At 41.2% G+C, this 19,926-nt stretch carries 17 protein-coding genes; 8 read left to right on the top strand and 9 right to left on the bottom strand.

Annotated elements, in window-relative coordinates; all coding sequences use genetic code 11:
• Positions 1-96 precede the first annotated feature (96 nt).
• Positions 97-471 (bottom strand): response regulator, encoded by a 375-nt coding sequence (locus NH454_RS07300; RefSeq protein ID WP_199526873.1) that lies wholly within the window; start codon positions 469-471, stop codon positions 97-99.
• A 235-nt stretch (positions 472-706) separates the two neighbouring features.
• On the opposite strand from NH454_RS07300, the gene NH454_RS07295 reads away from it, so the two are divergent.
• Together NH454_RS07295 and rdgC are read left to right on the top strand one after the other, a co-directional pair.
• A complete protein-coding gene (locus NH454_RS07295; RefSeq protein ID WP_135923680.1) occupies positions 707-2,470 on the top strand; it encodes a HAMP domain-containing sensor histidine kinase in 1,764 nt (587 codons plus the stop codon).
• Positions 2,471-2,560: 90 nt separating this feature from the next.
• The gene (rdgC, locus tag NH454_RS07290; protein ID WP_135923679.1) at positions 2,561-3,469 is read left to right on the top strand and encodes a recombination-associated protein RdgC; all 909 of its coding nucleotides are present in this window, start codon (positions 2,561-2,563) and stop codon (positions 3,467-3,469) included.
• A gap of 60 nt (positions 3,470-3,529) precedes the next feature.
• Here the strand turns inward: rdgC and NH454_RS07285 are convergent, their stop codons facing one another.
• Complete coding sequence (locus NH454_RS07285) at positions 3,530-4,372, bottom strand: HDOD domain-containing protein (protein ID WP_135923678.1); 843 nt, start codon at positions 4,370-4,372, stop codon at positions 3,530-3,532.
• 270 nt (positions 4,373-4,642) lie between these two features.
• Between NH454_RS07285 and NH454_RS07280 the strand changes: the two genes are divergently transcribed.
• Positions 4,643-6,334, top strand: a complete 1,692-nt coding sequence (locus tag NH454_RS07280; protein WP_135923677.1) for a Zn-dependent hydrolase — start codon at positions 4,643-4,645, stop codon at positions 6,332-6,334.
• A 75-nt stretch (positions 6,335-6,409) separates the two neighbouring features.
• On the opposite strand, the gene NH454_RS07275 is transcribed toward NH454_RS07280, so the two are convergent.
• Both NH454_RS07275 and NH454_RS07270 read right to left on the bottom strand, forming a co-directional pair.
• A complete protein-coding gene (locus tag NH454_RS07275) occupies positions 6,410-7,162 on the bottom strand; it encodes a transporter substrate-binding domain-containing protein (RefSeq protein WP_235381837.1) in 753 nt (250 codons plus the stop codon).
• A 63-nt stretch (positions 7,163-7,225) separates the two neighbouring features.
• Positions 7,226-7,630, bottom strand: coding sequence for an HIT domain-containing protein (locus tag NH454_RS07270; RefSeq protein WP_135923675.1), 405 nt, complete (start codon positions 7,628-7,630; stop codon positions 7,226-7,228).
• Between the two features lie 112 nt (positions 7,631-7,742).
• Here NH454_RS07270 and NH454_RS07265 point away from each other — a divergent pair, with 112 nt between their 5' ends.
• A complete protein-coding gene (locus tag NH454_RS07265; protein WP_253038644.1) occupies positions 7,743-9,968 on the top strand; it encodes a S9 family peptidase in 2,226 nt (741 codons plus the stop codon).
• A 149-nt stretch (positions 9,969-10,117) separates the two neighbouring features.
• Positions 10,118-11,752 (top strand): methyl-accepting chemotaxis protein, encoded by a 1,635-nt coding sequence (locus NH454_RS07260; RefSeq protein ID WP_235381833.1) that lies wholly within the window; start codon positions 10,118-10,120, stop codon positions 11,750-11,752.
• A 64-nt stretch (positions 11,753-11,816) separates the two neighbouring features.
• On the opposite strand, the gene NH454_RS07255 is transcribed toward NH454_RS07260, so the two are convergent.
• From NH454_RS07255 to NH454_RS07240, 4 genes are all read right to left on the bottom strand, one after another.
• Entirely contained in the window at positions 11,817-13,340 is a 1,524-nt protein-coding gene (locus NH454_RS07255) for a leucyl aminopeptidase family protein (protein ID WP_253038642.1), read from the bottom strand.
• A gap of 103 nt (positions 13,341-13,443) precedes the next feature.
• On the bottom strand, positions 13,444-15,126 hold the full coding sequence (locus NH454_RS07250; RefSeq protein ID WP_135923668.1) for a carbon starvation protein A: 1,683 nt from the start codon (positions 15,124-15,126) through the stop codon (positions 13,444-13,446).
• Positions 15,127-15,232: 106 nt separating this feature from the next.
• Positions 15,233-16,285: a DNA polymerase IV gene (gene dinB, locus NH454_RS07245; protein ID WP_199526866.1), complete on the bottom strand. Its 1,053-nt coding sequence runs from the start codon at positions 16,283-16,285 to the stop codon at positions 15,233-15,235.
• Positions 16,286-16,356: 71 nt separating this feature from the next.
• Positions 16,357-16,566, bottom strand: coding sequence for a hypothetical protein (locus NH454_RS07240; protein WP_135923666.1), 210 nt, complete (start codon positions 16,564-16,566; stop codon positions 16,357-16,359).
• Positions 16,567-16,719: 153 nt separating this feature from the next.
• Here NH454_RS07240 and NH454_RS07235 point away from each other — a divergent pair, with 153 nt between their 5' ends.
• The 3 genes from NH454_RS07235 (at position 16,720) to NH454_RS07225 (ending at position 19,288) form a co-directional block, all read left to right on the top strand.
• On the top strand, positions 16,720-17,148 hold the full coding sequence (locus NH454_RS07235; protein ID WP_135923665.1) for a thioesterase family protein: 429 nt from the start codon (positions 16,720-16,722) through the stop codon (positions 17,146-17,148).
• A gap of 12 nt (positions 17,149-17,160) precedes the next feature.
• Positions 17,161-18,213, top strand: a complete 1,053-nt coding sequence (locus NH454_RS07230) for an aldo/keto reductase (protein ID WP_253038640.1) — start codon at positions 17,161-17,163, stop codon at positions 18,211-18,213.
• 136 nt (positions 18,214-18,349) lie between these two features.
• Positions 18,350-19,288 carry an ABC transporter substrate-binding protein gene (locus tag NH454_RS07225; RefSeq protein ID WP_199526862.1) on the top strand — a complete coding sequence of 313 codons (939 nt, stop codon included), beginning with the start codon at positions 18,350-18,352 and terminating at the stop codon, positions 19,286-19,288.
• Here NH454_RS07225 and NH454_RS07220 read toward each other — a convergent pair.
• On the bottom strand, positions 19,227-19,838 hold the full coding sequence (locus NH454_RS07220; RefSeq protein ID WP_135923662.1) for a fumarylacetoacetate hydrolase family protein: 612 nt from the start codon (positions 19,836-19,838) through the stop codon (positions 19,227-19,229). The genes NH454_RS07225 and NH454_RS07220 overlap by 62 nt on opposite strands.
• Positions 19,839-19,926: the final 88 nt, after the last annotated feature.

Genomic DNA, 19,926 nt, shown 5'->3' with positions numbered 1-19,926 from the left:
GATTAAATGTTTTCATAGTCTGTAGACTGCCTTAAAAACAGCCAAGATGTCAACCCTTAAAAAAAGATAAATTATGCATTTAAATAATTTTAAAAGTTAACGAATACCAAATTTATGCAAAGTAGCTTTTAAGCGCACAATATCTATCGGTTTATCAATGAAGTCAATTGCACCCAACTTTACTACTCTTTGCTTCATTTCTGCTTGAATATCAGCCGAAATAACGATAACAAAGCATTCTATTTTTTCTGCCTTGATTGATTCGAGCACTTCGATCCCATCGATTTCTGGCATTGTTAAATCTAGGCACAGCAAGTCAAAACTTTGCTCTCTTAACAAGGCAAGCGCTTCTCGACCATTTGAGGCTTGTTGAATATCAGCACTGAGACAATCATCTAAACAGCGCACAACCTGTTTTCTGGCTATTGTAGAGTCATCACAGACCAGCACGGTAAAATTAAGATTATCCATGAAATAAAATCTTCGTTGTCACAATTACAACGTAAAAAAAGTCTAAAATTAAATACGGTACAAATTTATAACACACTTTTATTAGTGCAGTAAGGCTAAGTTTATTAAGAAATTAGTAACAATTAATAAACTTCCAGTAAAAAAGGATATATTTATTTATTTTTAAGCATTTATTAGCTAACTTTAGAACTAGCTGAATGTATTAATCATGTCACCAAGGAGCTATGGATATTCCATGCTACAAAAAAGCCTGTCAAAAGAGTTATTAACAAATGTACTATCGGTCTACTTTCTACTTACTTTTGTAGTGACATGTGGACAGGTTATTGCTGAATACGTTAACACCAAAGATTACATTCGCGATGAACTAACAACACTGCAAAAAACCTTTAGTCGCAGTTTAACCCGAGCTATTTGGGAACTTAATGATAAACAGACTATTACGACCGCTGAAGGTTTATTAGCAATCCCCATGATTGAAGGCATTATTGTTCGTGACGATAGTGGTGAAGTTCTTTCGCAACTTGGCCGTTCTTTAGATATACATGAACTTTACAGCCAACAGTTAGTGCAAGAAGAAGCCATTATTGAGGACACGCCTTCAGGTTTGTTCGGTTATACATTTCCACTGATTTTTGAGTTTTCAGGTAAAACGACTCAAGTTGGTGATGTCACATTGTTCTCAAGTCGAGAAGTCGTTTTTAGTCGAATCATGATTTCTATCTACTTCTTGATTGGTAATGCAATGATCAAAACCACCTTTTTGATCTTTTTATTCTTACTTGCCTTTAGAAAAAGACTCACAGAGCCTCTTTCACAATTTACAGAACAAATCGAAGATTTAGAGCTCAATGACTTAGAAGGTCGTCATATTGAAGTGAAAACCACCGAGCGTAATGAGCTCAAAGTAATGGAAGAGTCATTCAATCGCCTTATCGACAAAGTTGTACTTTATCGTGAAGAGCTCGAGCACACACAAAAAGAGTTGTTAATCAGTAATGAAAAACTCGATCAACACAATTTGCAGTTAGAACAAGAAGTAGCTCGTAAAACGTCTAATTTGAGTCAAGCGATGATGGACTTACAAGAACAAAAATACGAGCTTGAAAAGCAAAAGCTTACGCTGACCGAAGAAATCGATTTACGTAAACAGACCGAACAAGAGCTGATTGCTAAACAAAACGAGCTGCAGCGTTACCTTGATGAACTCAACATGGCACAAGAGCGTTTAGTCGGCTCTGAGAAAATGGCTGCACTGGGTGGTCTAGTTGCTGGTATCACCCATGATGTAAACACGCCAATTGGCATTGGCGTGACTGCGACTTCATTTTTACAAGAGCGCCTTGATCAAATAGAAGCTGCATATAAAGACAAAACACTCTCGCCAAAAGCGTTAGAAGAATTTATTAATGATGCTAAACAAAGCACCAGCCTATTGACGAGTAACTTAGATAGAGCCTCGGAACTGGTTGCGAGTTTTAAACAAATCGCAGTAGACCAAGCTAGTGAAGCTGTGCGCACTATCAACTTTAAAGAGTACTTAGGTGAAGTCATTCGCTCTCTTCACCCTAAACTTAAGAAAACATCTCATCATATCAATTTAGATTGCCCTAGCGATTTGACCTTAAATTTACCAGCCGGTGCGATTAGTCAGATCTTTACGAATTTGATTATGAACTCTCTGATCCATGGTTTTGAAGGCATCGAAAGTGGCGTGATTGACATAATCATCAAAGATGAAGACGACGAAGTAGTTATCGACTTTAAAGACAACGGTAATGGCGTTTCGAAAGATCAGCTCGAAAAACTGTTTGACCCGTTCTTTACCACTAAACGTGACCAAGGCGGTAGTGGCTTGGGCACGCATATTACCTTTAACCTCGTTAAGCAGACGCTCAGTGGCGATATTGAAGTATCAAGCGAAGTAGGCAAAGGCTTGCATTACCATATTAGTTTTCCGAAAAACATGCCAAAACCACTTTCAATGTTTAACTCATAAGCAATTAGAGCTAATGCCGAAATGATTCATTTCGGCATCAGTTTTTTATTGTTATGATTGGGCAAATTTATTGAAAGGATTAGCCTAATTATGTGGTTTAGTAACCTTATATGTTACCGTTTTAAACAAGACGTTTCATACTCTCAAGAAGACTTCGACAAAGCCCTAGAGCAAGACCTATTCCGCTCATGTACAGGTCAAGAGCTTTCAACTTTCGGTTGGACAAAAGCGTTCGGTAAGCATGGTCAAACTCTGTCTCATTTCTCTCAAGACAGCATTTTAGTATGCGCTAAGCGTGAAGAAAAAGTTCTGCCAGCCGCTGTTATCAATGAAATGGTGGCAGAAAAAGTTGAGCAAATCGAAGCCGAAGAAAACCGCCCAGTAAAGAAAAAAGAAAAAGACGAACTAAAAGAAAATATTCTGCATACTTTACTGCCTCAAGCGTTCAAAAAGTCGAGCCTACAGTTTGCATTTATTGACCAAAAGAATGGCTGGGTTGTGGTTAACAGCGCAAGCTTTAATAAAGCAGAAGAGCTTTTAGCCTTATTACGTAAATCACTTGGCACACTGCCTGTGGTACCCGCATTTGCCAACTACGATTTAGATGTATTTTTAACTGACTGGTTAACTAATTTCAGTACCCCTGAGGGCTTTTCTATCGGTAACGATGCAGAGCTTGAAGAAGCCGATGACAGTGGCGCTCAGGTAAAATTAAAAGGCCATGACCTATCTTGTGATGAAGTTAAATCTCACCTAGAAAATGGTAAGCGCGTAACTAAGCTTGCTCTTGATTGGCAAGAGCGCGTTAAGTTCATGCTGCAAAACGATGGCTCTATTAAGCGCTTAAGCTATTCAGAAACATTAAAAGAAGAAAACGCCGACATTCCAAAAGAAGATATGGCGGTAAAACTTGATGCAGACTTTATCTTAGCATCAGAAGAAATTAAGCAGTTGCTAGAAGATCTGACCCAAGGCTTAGGTGACGCAGAAGATTTATAAAATTAACTCAGATAATGGTTAATATTAAAAGCGCGACTTGGTCGCGCTTTTTTGTTGTAGTTATTCAGTAAAAATTGCTTTTACTTCATTAAGCATGTCGTGATACTCATCTTCGTTGAACATATCAAGAGATTCAATCACGCCTTTGTCCATGTAGGTTTGTAATGCTGCTGACTTATCAGAAACCTGTAAGATCCCTTCTAATATCGCGCCAATACGAATGAAGTCGACATAACATATATGCTCTGGACGATAGTTTGGATTTGCCCAACTTTCAGCAACTTCGACAAACTCATCAGTAAAGCCCCAAGCACGCATAATTGCACCACCTACTTTACCGCCCAACTTTTGGATAGCATGAGCAAGGAAACTTGGGTTTGCGAATACTTCAGGATGCTTTTCAGCTTCAGTTAAAATTGGCAATACACCAATGTTATAAACTAGTGCCGCCAAAGTAATTGTGTCGCGATTAAGCGAGGTTTGCTTATTTCTGCGTAAGAAGAAGTCCATTAAAGTAATTGAGTGACACGCGACTTTAAGGGTTTTTTGCCACGCCTTATCCATATAGCCTTTGATCAACTCATTGTGCGACACAAACAGCTGCTCCATCGCCATTGCTGTGGCGATGTTTTTTATTTGTCGTAAGCCTATTCGTGTTACCGCTTGATGCAAATTGGTCACTTTTACTGAGCGCCCCATAAATGCACTATTAGCTACCTTTATCATTCGCGCTGATAATGCAGGGTCGTGTGAAATAACATCAGCCATGTCCATTAGGTTTACGTTTGGATTATCTGCAGCCTGCCTCACCTTCACTGCAACTTCAGGCAATGTAGGTAGTACTAATGTATCGTTATTAATTCTATCGACCAATATGGTCAGTAATGCATTTTCTGTTGACATATGTGTGCCATCCTCTTGGGGTAGCTCACTTTACAGGTAAGCTACTGACTGACATTATTAAATTAATTATAGTTTTAGTATTGACTAACTTAGCGCTAAAGTTAAGAAAATCACAGCAATAATCTATTTTTTATTATTCGCTAATAATTTTAGGCTAAATACACCCCTAAATAGAGTAAACTTGTCAGGTACGCATCAGTTTTGCTTTAATGCGTGCACGTTTTGTTTTCTAAACAATCACTCTCACCAAAAAATCGGGAACGGGCAAAAATGACATTAAATAAAATTAGCCAAGCACTTATCTTATCTGGCGCTGTTTTTCTTGGCGCATGTTCTGAACAACCAGCAACATCATCAGAAGCGAAACCTACAACGGAGCAAAGTGCTAAAGAAAATAACCCGCAACTAATTAATATCGATCGCAATCGTTTAGATATTTATACTGACTTTACCCTTACATCAGATTTAAGCCATCTAAGCGACAACCAAAAACAAATGATCGGTAAGTTAATTGATGCATCAAAAATAATGGATGAGCTATTCTGGCGCCAAGCATTTGGTGAGAATAAAGATGCTTTCCTTGCGAAAATTAATGATCAGAAAATACAAAAATTTGCTGATATCAACTATGGTCCTTGGGATCGCTTAAATGGCGATGAAGTCTTTTTATCTGGCTATGAAGAAAAAGCAGCTGGCGCTGAGTTTTATCCTCGTGATATGAGCAAAGAAGAGCTAAACAAAGCAATTTTAGATGATAAAACAGGGCTTTACTCTGTCATTAAGCGTGACGAAAAAGGTTTACTTTATAGCGTTGCTTATTCTGTAGAATACGCACAAGAGCTTGAAAAAGCGGCCAACTTACTGCGCGAAGCAAGCCAGCTTGCTGATGATAAAGAATTTGCAAATTACTTAAGCATGCGCGCAGATGCGCTTGTGACTGATGACTTTAGAGCTTCTGATTTTGCATGGATGGATATGAAAAATAACCCAATCGATGTGGTTATTGGTCCGATTGAAACTTACGAAGATCAGCTATTCGGTTATCGTGCAGCCTATGAGTCGTATGTGCTTGTTAAAGATCTTGCCTGGAGTGAACGACTAGCTAAGTTTGCGGCGTTTCTACCTGAACTGCAAAAAGGCTTACCTGTTGACGACAAGTACAAACAAGAGGTCCCTGGCTCTGATGCAGATCTGAACGCGTATGATGTAGTTTACTATGCTGGCCACTCTAATGCAGGTAGTAAAACAATTGCTATCAACCTACCAAATGATGAGCAAGTTCAACTAGAAAAAGGCACCCGTCGTCTGCAACTTAAAAACGCTATGCGTGCTAAATTCGATAAAATCTTAGTGCCTATCTCTGAGCAGTTGATTGTCCCTGAACAACGTAAACACATTACCTTTGATGCGTTCTTTGCCAACACAATGTTCCATGAAGTAGCGCATGGTTTAGGTATCAAAAACACGATTACCGATAAAGGTACTGTTCGCCAATCATTGCAAGAGCATGCAAGCGCACTTGAAGAAGGTAAAGCCGATATCTTAGGTCTTTACATGGTTGAGCAATTACTTAAGAAAGGCGAAATCACTGATGGTACATTAGAAGATTACTACATCACCTTTATGGCAGGTATCTTCCGCTCTGTACGTTTTGGTGCATCAAGCGCACACGGTAAAGCGAACATGATCCGCTTTAACTTCTTTGCTGAAGAAGGTGCTTTCTCTAAAAATGCTGACGGCCTATACAGCGTTAACATGGAGAAAATGAGCCTTGCAATGGAAAAACTGTCTCGCTTAATTCTTACCATTCAAGGTGACGGTGATTATCAAAAAGTGGATCAATTAATCGCCACTCATGGTGAAATTAAAGCAGAACTTGCAAAAGACTTAGAAAAACTAAGTAAAGCAAACATTCCTGTTGATGTTACCTTTAAACAAGGTAAAGAAGTATTGGGTCTATAAGTTTATTGCAGGCGCTCGCTTGCAGTAATTAATAGCAAAACTCAAATAAAAAACGCTGCCATGATGCAGCGTTTTTTAATGATGAGCGACAAAGCTGAGTTCATACTTTTTGTTCAAACGAACAATATCCCCGTTGATCAACATTTTTTGAAACTCAGCATTAAAAGCATTAATAAATTCATCGAGTTCACGACTTTTACTAAAACCAAAATAGCCTTGATTGACTGTCACGATTGGCGATAGCATAACCACTTTATCTTTAATATTTAAACTATCTATAACAGGTTTCGCAGCACGAGGATGAGTCAGGATAACATCAACCCTGTCATACATTAATTGCAAAAAGCTAGCCCTGACACTGGCGACCTCAGACAGCGACAAACTCGATGCATTGCGTTTAAACTCATCACCATAGTTCCAACCGCGAATAACCCCAATAGTATCTTTTCGTAAACTGGCAAAATTACCTACCCACGTAACCTCACTATCCGGTTTGGTGTAAAAAACTATCGGGTCTTCGTAAAATGGTAAAGCACTATAATGCATGTACTGTTCACGCAAATGGGATTTGTATGGGCCAATAATGGCATCAGCATGACCTTGTTCAACCATCTTCAAGGCACGTTTCAACGGCATAATATCAATAACTAGCGTATGCCCCAACCGACGACATATTTCGTGAGCAATATCGCCACCAAGGCCAACCACCTGGCCTTGTTCATTATGTTCTAAAATCGATGGAAAATGACTGCCAACAAAATAATAACTTTTCGCAACGCTAGGTGCTGAACTCAAAGCAAAGAGCACGACAAAAATATACATTTTCATTACGAGGTGCTCTTATATTCTTTCATTTATTTATCCTAGTTCATCCTAGCTATTTTACATCAATTAGAAGTGTGCTTTTAGCTGTTTAATTTGCTCATCAGTATAAGGGATGGCTGGGAGCTTGCCCCACACAGGCGCAGGCCATGCTGGGTCAGATTTAAAGCGCGCGATATGGTGAATGTGTAATTGTGGCACCATGTTGCCAAGTGCAGCCACATTCAATTTATCTGGTGTGAATACCTGTTGAATCAACTTACTAAGCTTAGCTGACTCTTGTAAAAAAACGATTTGCAGCTCTTCTGATAGATCAATGATTTCTCTTAACCCTGCCTGCCTAGGAACTAAAATGAACCACGGATACTGGCTGTCATTCATCAATAACACTTTGCATAACGGCCAATCAGCAAGTTCGATACAGTCTCGTGCTAGTTCTGGGGCCAAAGAAAACAGCATATCGGCATTTTTCATCAATAAATCCTTTGATAATGGGTAAACATCTCCTACTTTATAGCATTTTGTTGCAGTTGCCTAAGCTTACCATTACCATCGTGGCAGTTTTTATTCGAGCGAAGGTACCCTTGTGCTAAAAAAAATTAAATCTCTCTCACTTGCTTTGCCAGTGGTGGCAACAGCATTCAGTGTGACCGCTGAACCACTCACTCTTGAACGTATTTTTGACGATCCAAGCTTAGCAGGTAAAGCGCCTGTACAACTTAAATTCTCTCCAGATGGCAGTCGTGTAACTTACCTGCAAGGTAAAACCGATGATTACAATCGCTACGACCTATGGGAATACAATTTAAAAGATAACAAAAATCGCTTATTAGTTGACTCTGCAGCACTATTTTCTGGCCCAGAAAACTTATCTGACGAAGAAAAAGCCCGCCGTGAACGCCAGCGTATTTTTGGTAAAGGGATTTTAGAATATAAATGGTCAAAAGATGGTAAAGCGCTTTTATTCCCGCTTAATGGCGACCTTTACTACTATGATCTTGCCTCTGCAAAAAGTCGAAAACTTACTGACACAGAAGCATTCGAAACCGATGCACGTTTCTCACCCAAAGGCCACTATGTGTCGTTTATTCGTGAGCAAAACCTATATGCACTTAACTTAAAAACGGGTCAAGAAATCCAATTAAGTAAAGATGGCGGGGGCGTAATTAAAAACGGCATGGCCGAATTTGTTGCGCAAGAAGAAATGGGCCGCATGACTGGCTACTGGTGGTCTGGTGATGAGTCTAAAATCGCTTATACCCGTGTTGATGAAAGCCCAGTAAAAGAAGCGATCCGTAATGAAATTTACGCGGATGAAGTAAAGCTTTTTAACCAACGCTACCCGTTTACAGGTACCGACAACGTTAAAATTCAGTTAGGTGTTGTGAGCATTAACAACCAAAAAACTGACTGGGTTGATTTAGGCGACGATCAAGACATCTATATCGCTCGTGCAAAATGGTTAAAAGATAACAAAACGCTTTCTTATCAGTGGCAAGACCGCTCGCAACATAACTTAGAGTTACGTTTTTATAATAGCGACACTAAAAAACAAACCGTTGCCCTAACAGAAACCAGTGATACTTGGATTAACCTGCACTTTGATTTGCAGTTCTTAAACGATAAAAAACATTTCGTTTGGGCATCTGAGCGCGACGGTTTTAAACACCTGTATTTGTATCGCACAAATGGTGAAATGATCCGTCAAATCACCCAAGGCGAATGGGTTGTTGATAGTTTAAAAGGTATCGACGAGAAAAAAGGCATTGTTTATTTTGCGGGTCGTAAAGACACAGCTCTTGAGAGCCATCTATACAGTGTACCGCTATTCAAAAAAGGTGAAATTAAGCGCGTAACTGAGCTAGGTGCTTACCATAATGTGGTGATTGCTAAAGATAACAAAACCTTTATCGATAACAGCTCATCAGTGAATAAGCCTGGCTCTGCAGCATTACGTAAAATTAATGGCGAATTTATCACTTGGCTTGAAGAAAACAAGTTAGATAAGTCACACCCATTAACGCCTTACCTAGCTGATTTGATCACGCCTGAATACGGCACGTTAAAGGCTGAAGACGGACAAATCATGCATTACCGTTTATTCAAGCCAACTAATTACCAAGATGGTAAAAAGCACCCAGTTATTGTTAACGTTTATGGCGGCCCTCATGCTCAGCGTGTAACGAACAGCTGGCGTAGTAAAAACTTATACTTCCAGTACATGGCACAACAAGGCTATGTTATTTTTCAACTTGATAACCGTGGTTCATACAACCGTGGTAAAAAGTTTGAAGACGTGATTTATAAGCACTTAGGTGTGGCTGAAGTGGCAGACCAAATTAAAGGTGTCGAGTTCTTACGCACCCTTGATTACGTTGACCCAGAGCGTATTGGTATTTATGGCCACAGCTACGGTGGTTACATGGCGCTTATGACGATGTTTAAAGCGGGCGACTACTTCAAAGCCGGTGTTTCTGGTGCGCCAGTAACTGATTGGGCACTTTACGACACTCACTACACTGAGCGTTATGTAGGTCACCCTGCAACTAACGCAAAAGGCTACGAAGCAAGTGCAGTTTTCCCATATGCTGAAGGCTTAAAAGGCCCACTGATGATTTACCACGGGATGGCAGATGATAACGTGTTATTCACTCACGCCACTAAGTTATTTAAACAACTGCAAGATCAAGAAAAGCAGTTCGAAATGATGACTTATCCGGGCTCAAAACACAGTTTACGTGGCAAGAGCGTACAAACGCACTTACACCAAACTATCACCAGTTTCTTCAACCGACACTTCAACGTTGAGTAATAACGTTTTATTTCGGTAACTTAGACTAAAGGCTGATTGTTAAATCAGCCTTTTTTTTGTCTCAATGTATTCTACTATTTAACTAGATTTTCGACCTATTTTGGCTACGTTTAATACATTGCTCCTATAAGCATGACGAAGGAACACACATGAATTTACGCCGTTTTACAATTTTTCAGCGCCTCGCCATGTTAGTGAGTGTGGTCGTTATAGGGCTGATATTTTTAAGCGTCTCGAGTTTAACGCAGCAATACAGCTCGCTAAAACATGAGCAATACATTAAAACCCAAAACCTTGTTGAATCTGCTTACTCTATCATTGAGCATAACTATGCGTTGTTTGAGCAAGGTAAGCTGAGTGAGCAACAAGCAAAACAAGCAGCCCTCGAAACAATTTCAGCACTTCGTTACGACAACAACAATTACTTTTGGATCAACGATTATCAACCCGTTATGGTCATGCACCCGTTTAAGCCCGAATTAAATGGTAAATCGCTAGCGGGCAGTAAAGATCCAGATGGCGTGTTGTTATTTGTCGATATGGTTAATATCGTCAAAAAACAAGGTGAAGGTTTTATTCCTTATAAGTGGCCAAAGCCAGGTAAAGACGAGCCGGTTGATAAAATTGCCTACGTAAAAGGCTTTGATAAATGGCAATGGATTGTAGGCTCTGGTGTCTATATTGATACTATTGAAGAGGCATTCTCTTCGCTACGTAACAATGTGATTATTATCGCGGTAGTGATCATTGCCCTACTAGTTGCACTAAGCTACCTCATTGCCAATAGCATCTTGCGCCCGACACAACTTGCCGCCGACATGATGAAAGACATCTCGCAAGGTGAAGGCGACTTAACCCAAAAGCTTGATGAAAATGGCAATGATGAAGTGTCTCGTTTATCGCGCTACTTTAATTTGTACACCGCAAAAATGCGTGAGTCACTGAAACATGTTGCCCACAATGCCGAGCAAGTAAATCAGTTTGCCCATAGTGTTGATGATGCCAGTAAAACAAATCACTCTTTTATTGAGCTACAAAACGACAGCTCGACTCAGGTAGCAACCGCAATGGAACAAATGACTCATCAAATTCACGATGTTAGTCAAAATGCCGATCAAGCTGAGCATGCCGCTAATGAAGCTGCGCAAAATGCCGAAGCGGGCAAGCAGGTTCTTAACAAGACCATTACCGCCATTGAGACACTGTCGCATAATATTGAACAAGTGAGTAAGGTAACGGCGGATCTTGCTGCAGAGAGTAACAACATTGGCTCAGTACTTGATGTTATCCGCAGCATTGCTGAGCAGACCAACTTACTGGCACTCAATGCTGCCATTGAAGCAGCTCGTGCTGGCGAGCAAGGTCGAGGCTTTGCCGTAGTAGCTGACGAAGTACGTACATTAGCAAGTCGTACAGGTAAAAGCACTGACGAAATTCAAGCCATGATCAGTAAATTACAAACCGGCGCACAAGCTGCTGTTGATGCTGTATCGGCAAGCCAACAGTTATCAACTGAAACGGTTTCACAAGCAGGTGAAGCAAATAGCTCATTGAGTGAGATTGAGCGACTTGTCTCTATTATTAAAGATATGAACAGCCAAATCGCCCGCGCTACCGAGCAACAAACCAGCGCCGCAGATGAGGTTAATTTACGGATTAATGAGCTTTCACAATCAACCGAACAATCACTGTCGAATACCGAAGGACTCTCGAACGCCAGTGAAAACTTAAAGCAAAGCTCACAAGCGTTAAGTGATGTCGTAAACCGCTTCAAGCTCGACTAACGCCACAAAAAAGCCCCGTACAGCTGTGCGGGGCTTTTAAAACTAAAAACTTATAGCTTTTAGCTTATAAACAATAACGAGCGAATAAGCTGCTTACTGTTGCTGCGGTAGGCTTACCATGTTGCCAATCACCGCCTTCTACGCCGCTACCTGCGATGTCCATATGAACATACGGTAATGGTTGCGCTGATTCAGTGCCATGTTTATCTAAACCACCAACAATTGCTAAGAATGCCATTGGGAACTGGTGACCACGAGCAGTCACTGCAGAAGCTGCATTATTACTTGATAATACATCATCAGCTAACGTGCGAGGACGAATGAAGTCATAATCTTCACGGCGGCTACGAGATACTTCGGCGCCATCTGCCCATAAATCGCCTAAGTCAGCAATTTGGCGCGAAATTTTCGCTGCGCGAGCTGGACCATTTTCAACATATGCGCTGTAAGGACCCATAGCACGTGCTGCGTGGCCTGTTAGTGTTGCAACAGTGAATAGCTCTGGATTTACTTCGTTTAAAGCACGATCTTTCATTTCGCTTAGTAAGTCACCCATTGCTAAACGGCCTTCTGCATCTGTGTTACCGATACGAACACGAACGCCTTCACGGCTGGTAATGATTTCGTCAGGAACAAAACAATCAGAACCAATTGAGTTACGAACTACGGCTAAATAAGCAATCACTTTTACGCCTTTTGGTGCAAAGTCAGCCACTGATTTCATAAAGCCAGCAACCGAAGCTGCACCGCCTTTATCACGGCTCATACCAGCCATAAAGCCACCCACTTTAAGGTCAGCACCACCGGTATCGTAAACTAAACCTTTACCAACAAACATTAAGGTGCGCTCAACGTCGCCTTCAGGAACATACTCTAGTTTTACAACACGCGGATGATGACGCTCAACAGCATAAGATGCGCGCGCTACTGTGCTCATCATTGGGTAATCTTTATCGATAGTGTTGATATCTGAAATCACTTCTACAGACACTTTGCTACCTGCAAATAACTCAACGCAATAATCTGCAAAACGAGGTGGTGCCATACGCTCAGGCTCGGTACCACATAAGTCACGTGCAGCGTATTGACCCGCAGCAATGGCATTCACTGCTTTAACCATCGCTGCATCTGCGCCCACTAGGCTAATTTGGCTAATTGGTTCAATCGCCTGACCGTGGAACTCACGTGCTTCAAGTGGTTGCCACAGTGCTTGGCAAGCACCTAAATACGCCACTTCAAGGGCATGCTTGTAACGGCTGTCTTGATTTATATTAGCAAGTAAAATAGCAGGCTGAGTGCTCCCCGATGCTTTGGCTTCTAGTACACCTTGCTTCGCTGCATCAAAGTAACGACGTACATCATCATAATCACGATTTAGAGGGCCTGTAGGCGCTAAAATCACGCGTTTAGAGTCAATGACAAGTAATGTCACTTGTTTACCAATACGTGCGTCTACGGCTTGTTGAGCGCTAATAGCTTGGCTTAAGCTTGCGTCTGCTAAAGAAGAAAAATCATCACCGATAATAATCAATGCATCGTGATTTGCATCCGCTAATTGAGGGGCTGCAACTGCATGAGGGTATGCCATAAAAAAGGTCCTGCTGTTAGAAACATAGGACCTTATTATCATTGATTTAGAGCGCTATTGCCAGCCAAGTAAGACAGCTTACGATATGGCTGGCAAGCTAAGTTTACTGCTCTGTAATGTGTGCTGAGTCTTTACGATGCTTAACAATCACAGACCAAGCTTCAAGCATAACCAGTACGCTCACTACCAGCACTAACAAATCAAGTGTCACCAGTAACCAGTTACCTTGTTGGTAGTACTCGCCCAGTTTAATAACCCCAGCAAAGAACGCCATAACTAATACGAAGCTCATTGGGATCAAGGTGTATTTTGCCGGGCGATTCGCTTTAATAAGCATTACCGATATAACCAGTAAGGTTAAGCTTGCAAGGATTTGGTTAGTCGAACCGAATAATGGCCAAATGATCATACCGCCGCTACCGTCAGCGCCACCAGCACCAAAGGCAAGCAATAAACAGCTAAGTACTGCAATGAGTGTAGCAACAATACCGTTACGAATAATGCTGATATTATAAATATCGCCCCACTCTTGGATGATATAACGCTGCAGGCGCACGCCAGAGTCCATCGTAGTGCCCGCAAACAATACCACCATTACGGCAAGTAATGTCGAGGCAACTTCTTGCGAAATACCCCAGCCGTTTTCAATTAGATTAGCGCCACCATTAATGAAGGCGCTCACACTACCGGCACCTAAGTGGCTATAAATTTCGTGCCATTCTTCTGGTGATACCGCAAGTGCAACACCACTTACTGCAACCAATGTAATAAGCGCAAGCATACCTTCGCCTACCGCACCTAAGTAACCAACAAAGCGGCCATCAGTTTCTTTGTTAAGCTGCTTAGAGCTAGTACCTGAAGAGACAATACCGTGGAAGCCAGATACCGCACCACAGGCTATGGTCACAAATAGCAATGGAATAATACTTGGTGTATCTACCGCCGTTTGAGTATTGAAAGCAGGCGCTGTGATATCAGGCATTGAAATAAATACCGCACCATAAAGCAGTACTAATCCCACTAATAGCTGCATACCGTTGATGAAGTCACGTGGCTGTAACAGCATCCATACAGGGAGTAATGAAGCAATTGCCGCATAAATAAATAAGATGATGATCCAGTTCGCATTAGCACTTAAGCCAAACATTTCATCAGGTAATGCAATTGGCATGCTACTACCAAGATAAATAGTGTAATAAAGGATCCCCACACCAATTAAACAAAGTGGAATTAACGACACTTTACGGCGTAGCAACTGACCAATGACTAACGCCACGACAATCGCTGACCAAGCAGGAAAAACAGCGTTAGGTTGAGATACAAATGATTTGGCAATTACCACACCAAATACCGCATTCACCATCAGCAGTACTAAAAACACCACAATCATAAATAACGCACGGGTGCGTTTACCAATTACGCTTTCAGATAAAGCGCCCATTGATTTGCCTTTGTTACGCGCACTGGCCCATAGAGCCCCCATGTCGTGAACACCAGCAAAAAAGATAGTACCAAATACCACCCAAAGTACCGCAGGCACCCAGCCCCAATATACGGCAATCGCAGGGCCAACAATTGGCGCTGCACCTGCAACAGAAGTGAAATGGTGACCCCATAACACAACTTTGTTGGTTGGCACATAATCCACACCATCCTCAAGTTCATGAGCAGGTGTGACAAAATTATCATCCATTTTAAATATTTTTTCGGCGATGAATTTCGAATAAAAGAACCATCCGAACAACATACCGACTATTCCGAGCAGCACGATTACGACCGATTGCATAGTCATCTCTCTTATTAAGTTATAATGTTGTCTAAGGTGTTGAACTAGATAGGCCTAGCACCCCAACTAGACACTAACAAACTTTCAAGCACCAAGGTGTTAACCTTTAGTCTAATATACTCAGCTGAAAATGCTCGTGAGCTTGACTCTTTATTCCGACACCTATCCCTAACAGGCGTACTGGCTGGTTGTTACCTCGCTCATAGGCTTTACTCATTAACTCAGAAAAAATGCGTTCGTCTAATTGGTGATGGCTTTGATCGGCACTGGTAACAACAAAGTTGGCAAACTTTACTTTTACCGATAATTTATTGATGCGGTTACTTAATTGCTGTTTATCAAGACGGCGAGTTAATTCCTCCATTAAACGGGGTAACTGGCTTAAACATTCGTCTAAATTATTTTTGTTGTATTCATAGGTATGCTCAACACTAAGTGACTTACGTACTCGCTCAGTTGACACTTTGCCAACGTATTCACCTGCACATTTTTGGTATAAAGACACGCCAAAATTACCAATGTGTTGCTGCATCCAATTAACCCCTTTCGCGCGCACATCAGCCCCAGTGTAAAGCCCTTTCAGTTGCAACTTTTCTAATGTCACCTTACCTACACCAGGAATTTTACCAAGCGGTAAACTCGCCAAAAAGTCATCAACCTCCTCTGGCAATACAACAAACTGTCCATTTGGCTTGTTTTCATCACTGGCAATTTTGGCAATAAATTTAATCGGAGCAACACCTGCGGAGGCTGTCAGCCCGGTGGTGTTATAGATTTCTTGGCGAATTTGCTGCGCCATCAGTGTTGCGCTGCCTTTGCATGCGGTACTGTCGGTTACATCTAGGTAGGCTTCATCTAACGATAACGGCTCAATAAGGTCAGTGTACTTTGCAAAAATAGCGCGAATTTGTGTAGAAATTTCTTTATAGACCTGCATTCGTCCCGGCACGATAACCAGATCGGGGCACAATTGTTTGGCGTGGTAGTTCGACATCGCCGAACGCACACCATATTTACGGGCAATATAATTGGCTGTAGAAAGAACCCCGCGACGACTATTTCCGCCTATAGCCAGTGGCACATTGGCAAGGGCTGGGTTATCACGCATTTCAACGGCCGCATAAAAGCAATCCATATCAATATGAATGAATTTTTTCATCTAACATACAACAACTGTTTATTTATACAGTTATTATTATTTAAACGACCCGAATGTGCAAGCTAGGTAATTTAACTTGTTTGCTCGTTTGTTTGCTGTGATGATTTTTTCCGGCTAACAAGCCGTGCTCCAAACAGCCAGAATGCCGCCTCAAGTAGCAGCCCTACACCAATTAAGACGATGAATCCTGACATTGTGCCCATGCTGTAACACAGCAGAGCGAGCGCAAGGAGGATGAAAAGAGCGATCCACTTAGCCGCTTTCAAAGTGAGTTGCTGCATAATTAAGATCCTTCAATGTGTGTTAAACCAGTGCACACTTTACGTAAGCGTGAACTTATAAATCTAGCACAATATACTGAGCTTTCTAATTACCTTGAGCTAAAAGCTGCATATTGCTAACCTAAGTTATCTCACAATCAATGAAGATTTACTATGCAATCGTTTATAGAACAACACCCTATCAGAACAAAAATCAATGTTGCATGGGGTGAAATGGATGCCCTGCAACACGTCAACAATGTAGTGTATTTTCGCTACTTCGAAACAGCCCGTATCGATTTTTTTACTCAATTAGGTTTTCTTAAAGATTTACAAGTAACAGGTGTTGGCCCGGTGATCAGCGAAAACAATGCTCGCTATAAACGCCCGGTAACATTTCCTGATACGGTGCATGTTGGTGTTAAGATTAGTGACATTGAACAAGATCGTTTTATGATGCATTACACTGTATTTAGTGAAAGCCAAGATGCTGTAACAACCATTGGTTCATCACAAGTGGTAATGTTTAATTTTAAAACGGGTAAAAAAGCGCAGTTAAATGATGAGTTATTAGCTGCACTTAAAGCCCATTCTAGCGATTAACAAGGATCTATTATGCTTTATAGCCCACTTGGTCGAAGTGGTATTGATGTATCTCGTGTTTGCTTAGGTAGCATGACATGGGGTATGCAAAACAACCAAGCCGATGCCGATGAACAAATCGCCTATGCATTAGATAAAGGCGTTAACTTTATCGATACTGCAGAAATGTATGCAGTGCCACCTTCTCCTGACACCTATGGTAAAACAGAACAGATCATCGGTAGCTGGTTAGCTCGTAACAAAGACAAACGCGATAACCTTGTTATTGCCACTAAAATTGCAGGTAACGGTTTGCCTTGGGTACGCGATGCGGGCGACATTACTCGCCAGGCAGTAGTTGAAGCTGTTGATGCTTCACTCAAACGCTTACAAACTGATGTTATCGATTTATACCAGTTACATTGGCCTAATCGTACTTCGCCACACTTTGGTAAACAGTGGCCAGGTAAAGTGCGCTTCTCGGAGGCTGACACCGAGCAAAATATCGCTGGCATGTTAGATATCCTCGAAGGTCTGAATGATTGTGTTAAAGCAGGTAAAATTAAACACTGTGGTTTATCTGATGATACTCCGTGGGGCATTAGCCAGTACCTGCGTTTAAGTGAACAACATAACCTTCCGCGTATGGTATCAATTCAAAACGAGTTTAGTTTGTTGCATGCCAAAGATTGGCCGTATTTGATTGAGCAATGTATTCATGAAGATATTGCTTACCTACCATGGTCACCGCTGGGTGGTGGCATGTTAAGTGGTAAGTACTTAAATGGTGCGCGCCCAGAAGGTAGCCGCTGGACGCTAGTACAACGTAATGGCCTATTTAGAGACACAGCACAATCGCAAGCTGCAATTGCTGAATATGTTGAAATTGCTAACGCCTTTAATTTAACGCCTTCACAGCTCGCGCTTGCTTGGTGTGATCAAGTAGATGGTGTGAGTTCAACGATTATTGGTGCAACATCGATGGCGCAGTTAAAAGAAAATATCGATGCTTTCTCGGTGCAATTAAGCGATGAAGCTAACGATAAAATCGCTGACGTATTTAACCGCTATCCGATGCCATTCTAAGCTATCTTCTAAAACATTAGTGAGTCTACCTCCAGTAGACTCACTAGCACTTATTTATCATTTTAAAGTTTTATCTACAAATTTATCCATACTTTAGTGTATAGTTGTTAACAGTACTTTAGTATTTGGGTTATCGATGAGTAAATACGTAAAACAAGTATTATGCATTGTTACTGGTATATTGCTTACCCCAATCACTTGTGCCTCAGAACAACTTTCAATTACTTGGCTTGAAAATGATGGTAAACCATTCTATATAGAGAAAAGCCAAGCTAACCCGTATGGCGGCTTGTGCAACGAAATCACCGATATGTTGATTGAAGCCTTACCAGAGATTAAACACACCAAGGTGATGTTGCCGCAAAAAAGAGGCAGTAAATACCTCGATGAAGGCCATATGGCGTGTTATGCCTGTATGATCCACCGTGAGGAAAAGACCAATCGCGCAACCTACTCGATTCCAACGACGGTCTATCCTCCATTTAGTGTTTTAAGTACCCCTGACACCGCAGTAAAGATTACGCAAAAACACGGCAACCCAGTCTCATTAATTTCTTTACTGACCGATGCCAACTTCATTTATGGTCAAAATGATGCTCGTAAGTTCGGTAACCTGATAGACACTATTGCAATTAATACAAAGCTATACGAGAGTGCTGCACTAAGTAGTACTGGTAGTAATGCTAATTACGCACTGCTTTCCCAGCTTGAACATGGCTATATTGATTACACCATTGAATACCCTTTTGTTGCTGATTACTACAATCAGACAAACCAAAAGAATATTCAAAAATTGGCCGTAAATATTCCTGAAAAAAATATGATATTCGGTGCAATAGGTTGCTCATCTAGTGCACCAAACAATTACGCCGAAAAAGTTTTAGCAAAAATAAACACTGTACTAAAAAATAAGATTTTGGCTGATGAAAAATATCAACTTAGCCAACGCATTTGGCTAGAGCAAAGCTTTCCTGAGTTTTCGTCACATTATCAGCGTTATATTTTAGAGCCGCTTAACGTGATTGCCACTGATGGCTCAAAAGAGTCTGCTCAGCCGCCTGCAAAGTCACCTTAAATATAGCGCCTGAGGTTACCTTACCTACACCTTTAGGGGTGCCGGTCATGATGATGTCACCATCTTCTAAATCCATGAACTCACTAATTTCGGATAAAATTTGCTGTGCATCATGCAGCATTAGCTGAGTATCACCAAACTGCACTTCCTTACCATCTATTTGCAAATTAAATTGATACGCCAAAGCTTCATCACAACTAACAAACTCAGTAAATAGCGCTGCGCCATTAAAGGCTTTTGCACGCTCCCAAGGTAATCCCTTTTCTTTTAATGCGCTTTGTAACGAGCGCTTAGTTAAATCAAGACCTAATCCAACTCCAGCTAACTGCTTATTTTTTATCAGAAAGCAAAGCTCAGTTTCATAATGTAGAGCTTCACCATTATGCTCGGCATGGAGCTGTTGCGAAATTGCACTATTAGGTTTCACAAACAATACCATGCTGGTAGGAGTTTCATTATTTAGCTCGGCAATATGCTCGGCGTAATTGCGTCCAACGCAGACTATCTTACTCGGTGTAAATTCTTCAGAGGCTAATTTTACTGAATGCATAACCAGATCCTTTTAAGTAAAACTTAGGCAAACACGTATATCATTGAGTAATTCTAACTGAAGAAGAAAGACAACAGTACTAAACTAT

It is taken from the genome of Pseudoalteromonas sp. Ps84H-4, from assembly GCF_024124645.1.
In the GTDB taxonomy this organism is placed as follows: domain Bacteria; phylum Pseudomonadota; class Gammaproteobacteria; order Enterobacterales; family Alteromonadaceae; genus Pseudoalteromonas; species Pseudoalteromonas lipolytica_C.
Note: the sequence above shows the minus strand (reverse complement) of the source record. Positions and strands in the feature narration are given on the sequence as shown.

Coding starts and splice junctions, on each gene's coding strand:
- NH454_RS07300 (WP_199526873.1), bottom strand. CDS start 471: ATGGATAATCTTAATTTTACCGTGCTGGTCTGTGATGACTCTACAATA.
- NH454_RS07295 (WP_135923680.1), top strand. CDS start 707: ATGCTACAAAAAAGCCTGTCAAAAGAGTTATTAACAAATGTACTATCG.
- rdgC (WP_135923679.1), top strand. CDS start 2,561: ATGTGGTTTAGTAACCTTATATGTTACCGTTTTAAACAAGACGTTTCA.
- NH454_RS07285 (WP_135923678.1), bottom strand. CDS start 4,372: ATGTCAACAGAAAATGCATTACTGACCATATTGGTCGATAGAATTAAT.
- NH454_RS07280 (WP_135923677.1), top strand. CDS start 4,643: ATGACATTAAATAAAATTAGCCAAGCACTTATCTTATCTGGCGCTGTT.
- NH454_RS07275 (WP_235381837.1), bottom strand. CDS start 7,162: ATGAAAATGTATATTTTTGTCGTGCTCTTTGCTTTGAGTTCAGCACCT.
- NH454_RS07270 (WP_135923675.1), bottom strand. CDS start 7,630: ATGAAAAATGCCGATATGCTGTTTTCTTTGGCCCCAGAACTAGCACGA.
- NH454_RS07260 (WP_235381833.1), top strand. CDS start 10,118: ATGAATTTACGCCGTTTTACAATTTTTCAGCGCCTCGCCATGTTAGTG.
- NH454_RS07255 (WP_253038642.1), bottom strand. CDS start 13,340: ATGGCATACCCTCATGCAGTTGCAGCCCCTCAATTAGCGGATGCAAAT.
- NH454_RS07250 (WP_135923668.1), bottom strand. CDS start 15,126: ATGCAATCGGTCGTAATCGTGCTGCTCGGAATAGTCGGTATGTTGTTC.
- dinB (WP_199526866.1), bottom strand. CDS start 16,285: ATGAAAAAATTCATTCATATTGATATGGATTGCTTTTATGCGGCCGTT.
- NH454_RS07240 (WP_135923666.1), bottom strand. CDS start 16,566: ATGCAGCAACTCACTTTGAAAGCGGCTAAGTGGATCGCTCTTTTCATC.
- NH454_RS07235 (WP_135923665.1), top strand. CDS start 16,720: ATGCAATCGTTTATAGAACAACACCCTATCAGAACAAAAATCAATGTT.
- NH454_RS07230 (WP_253038640.1), top strand. CDS start 17,161: ATGCTTTATAGCCCACTTGGTCGAAGTGGTATTGATGTATCTCGTGTT.
- NH454_RS07225 (WP_199526862.1), top strand. CDS start 18,350: ATGAGTAAATACGTAAAACAAGTATTATGCATTGTTACTGGTATATTG.
- NH454_RS07220 (WP_135923662.1), bottom strand. CDS start 19,838: ATGCATTCAGTAAAATTAGCCTCTGAAGAATTTACACCGAGTAAGATA.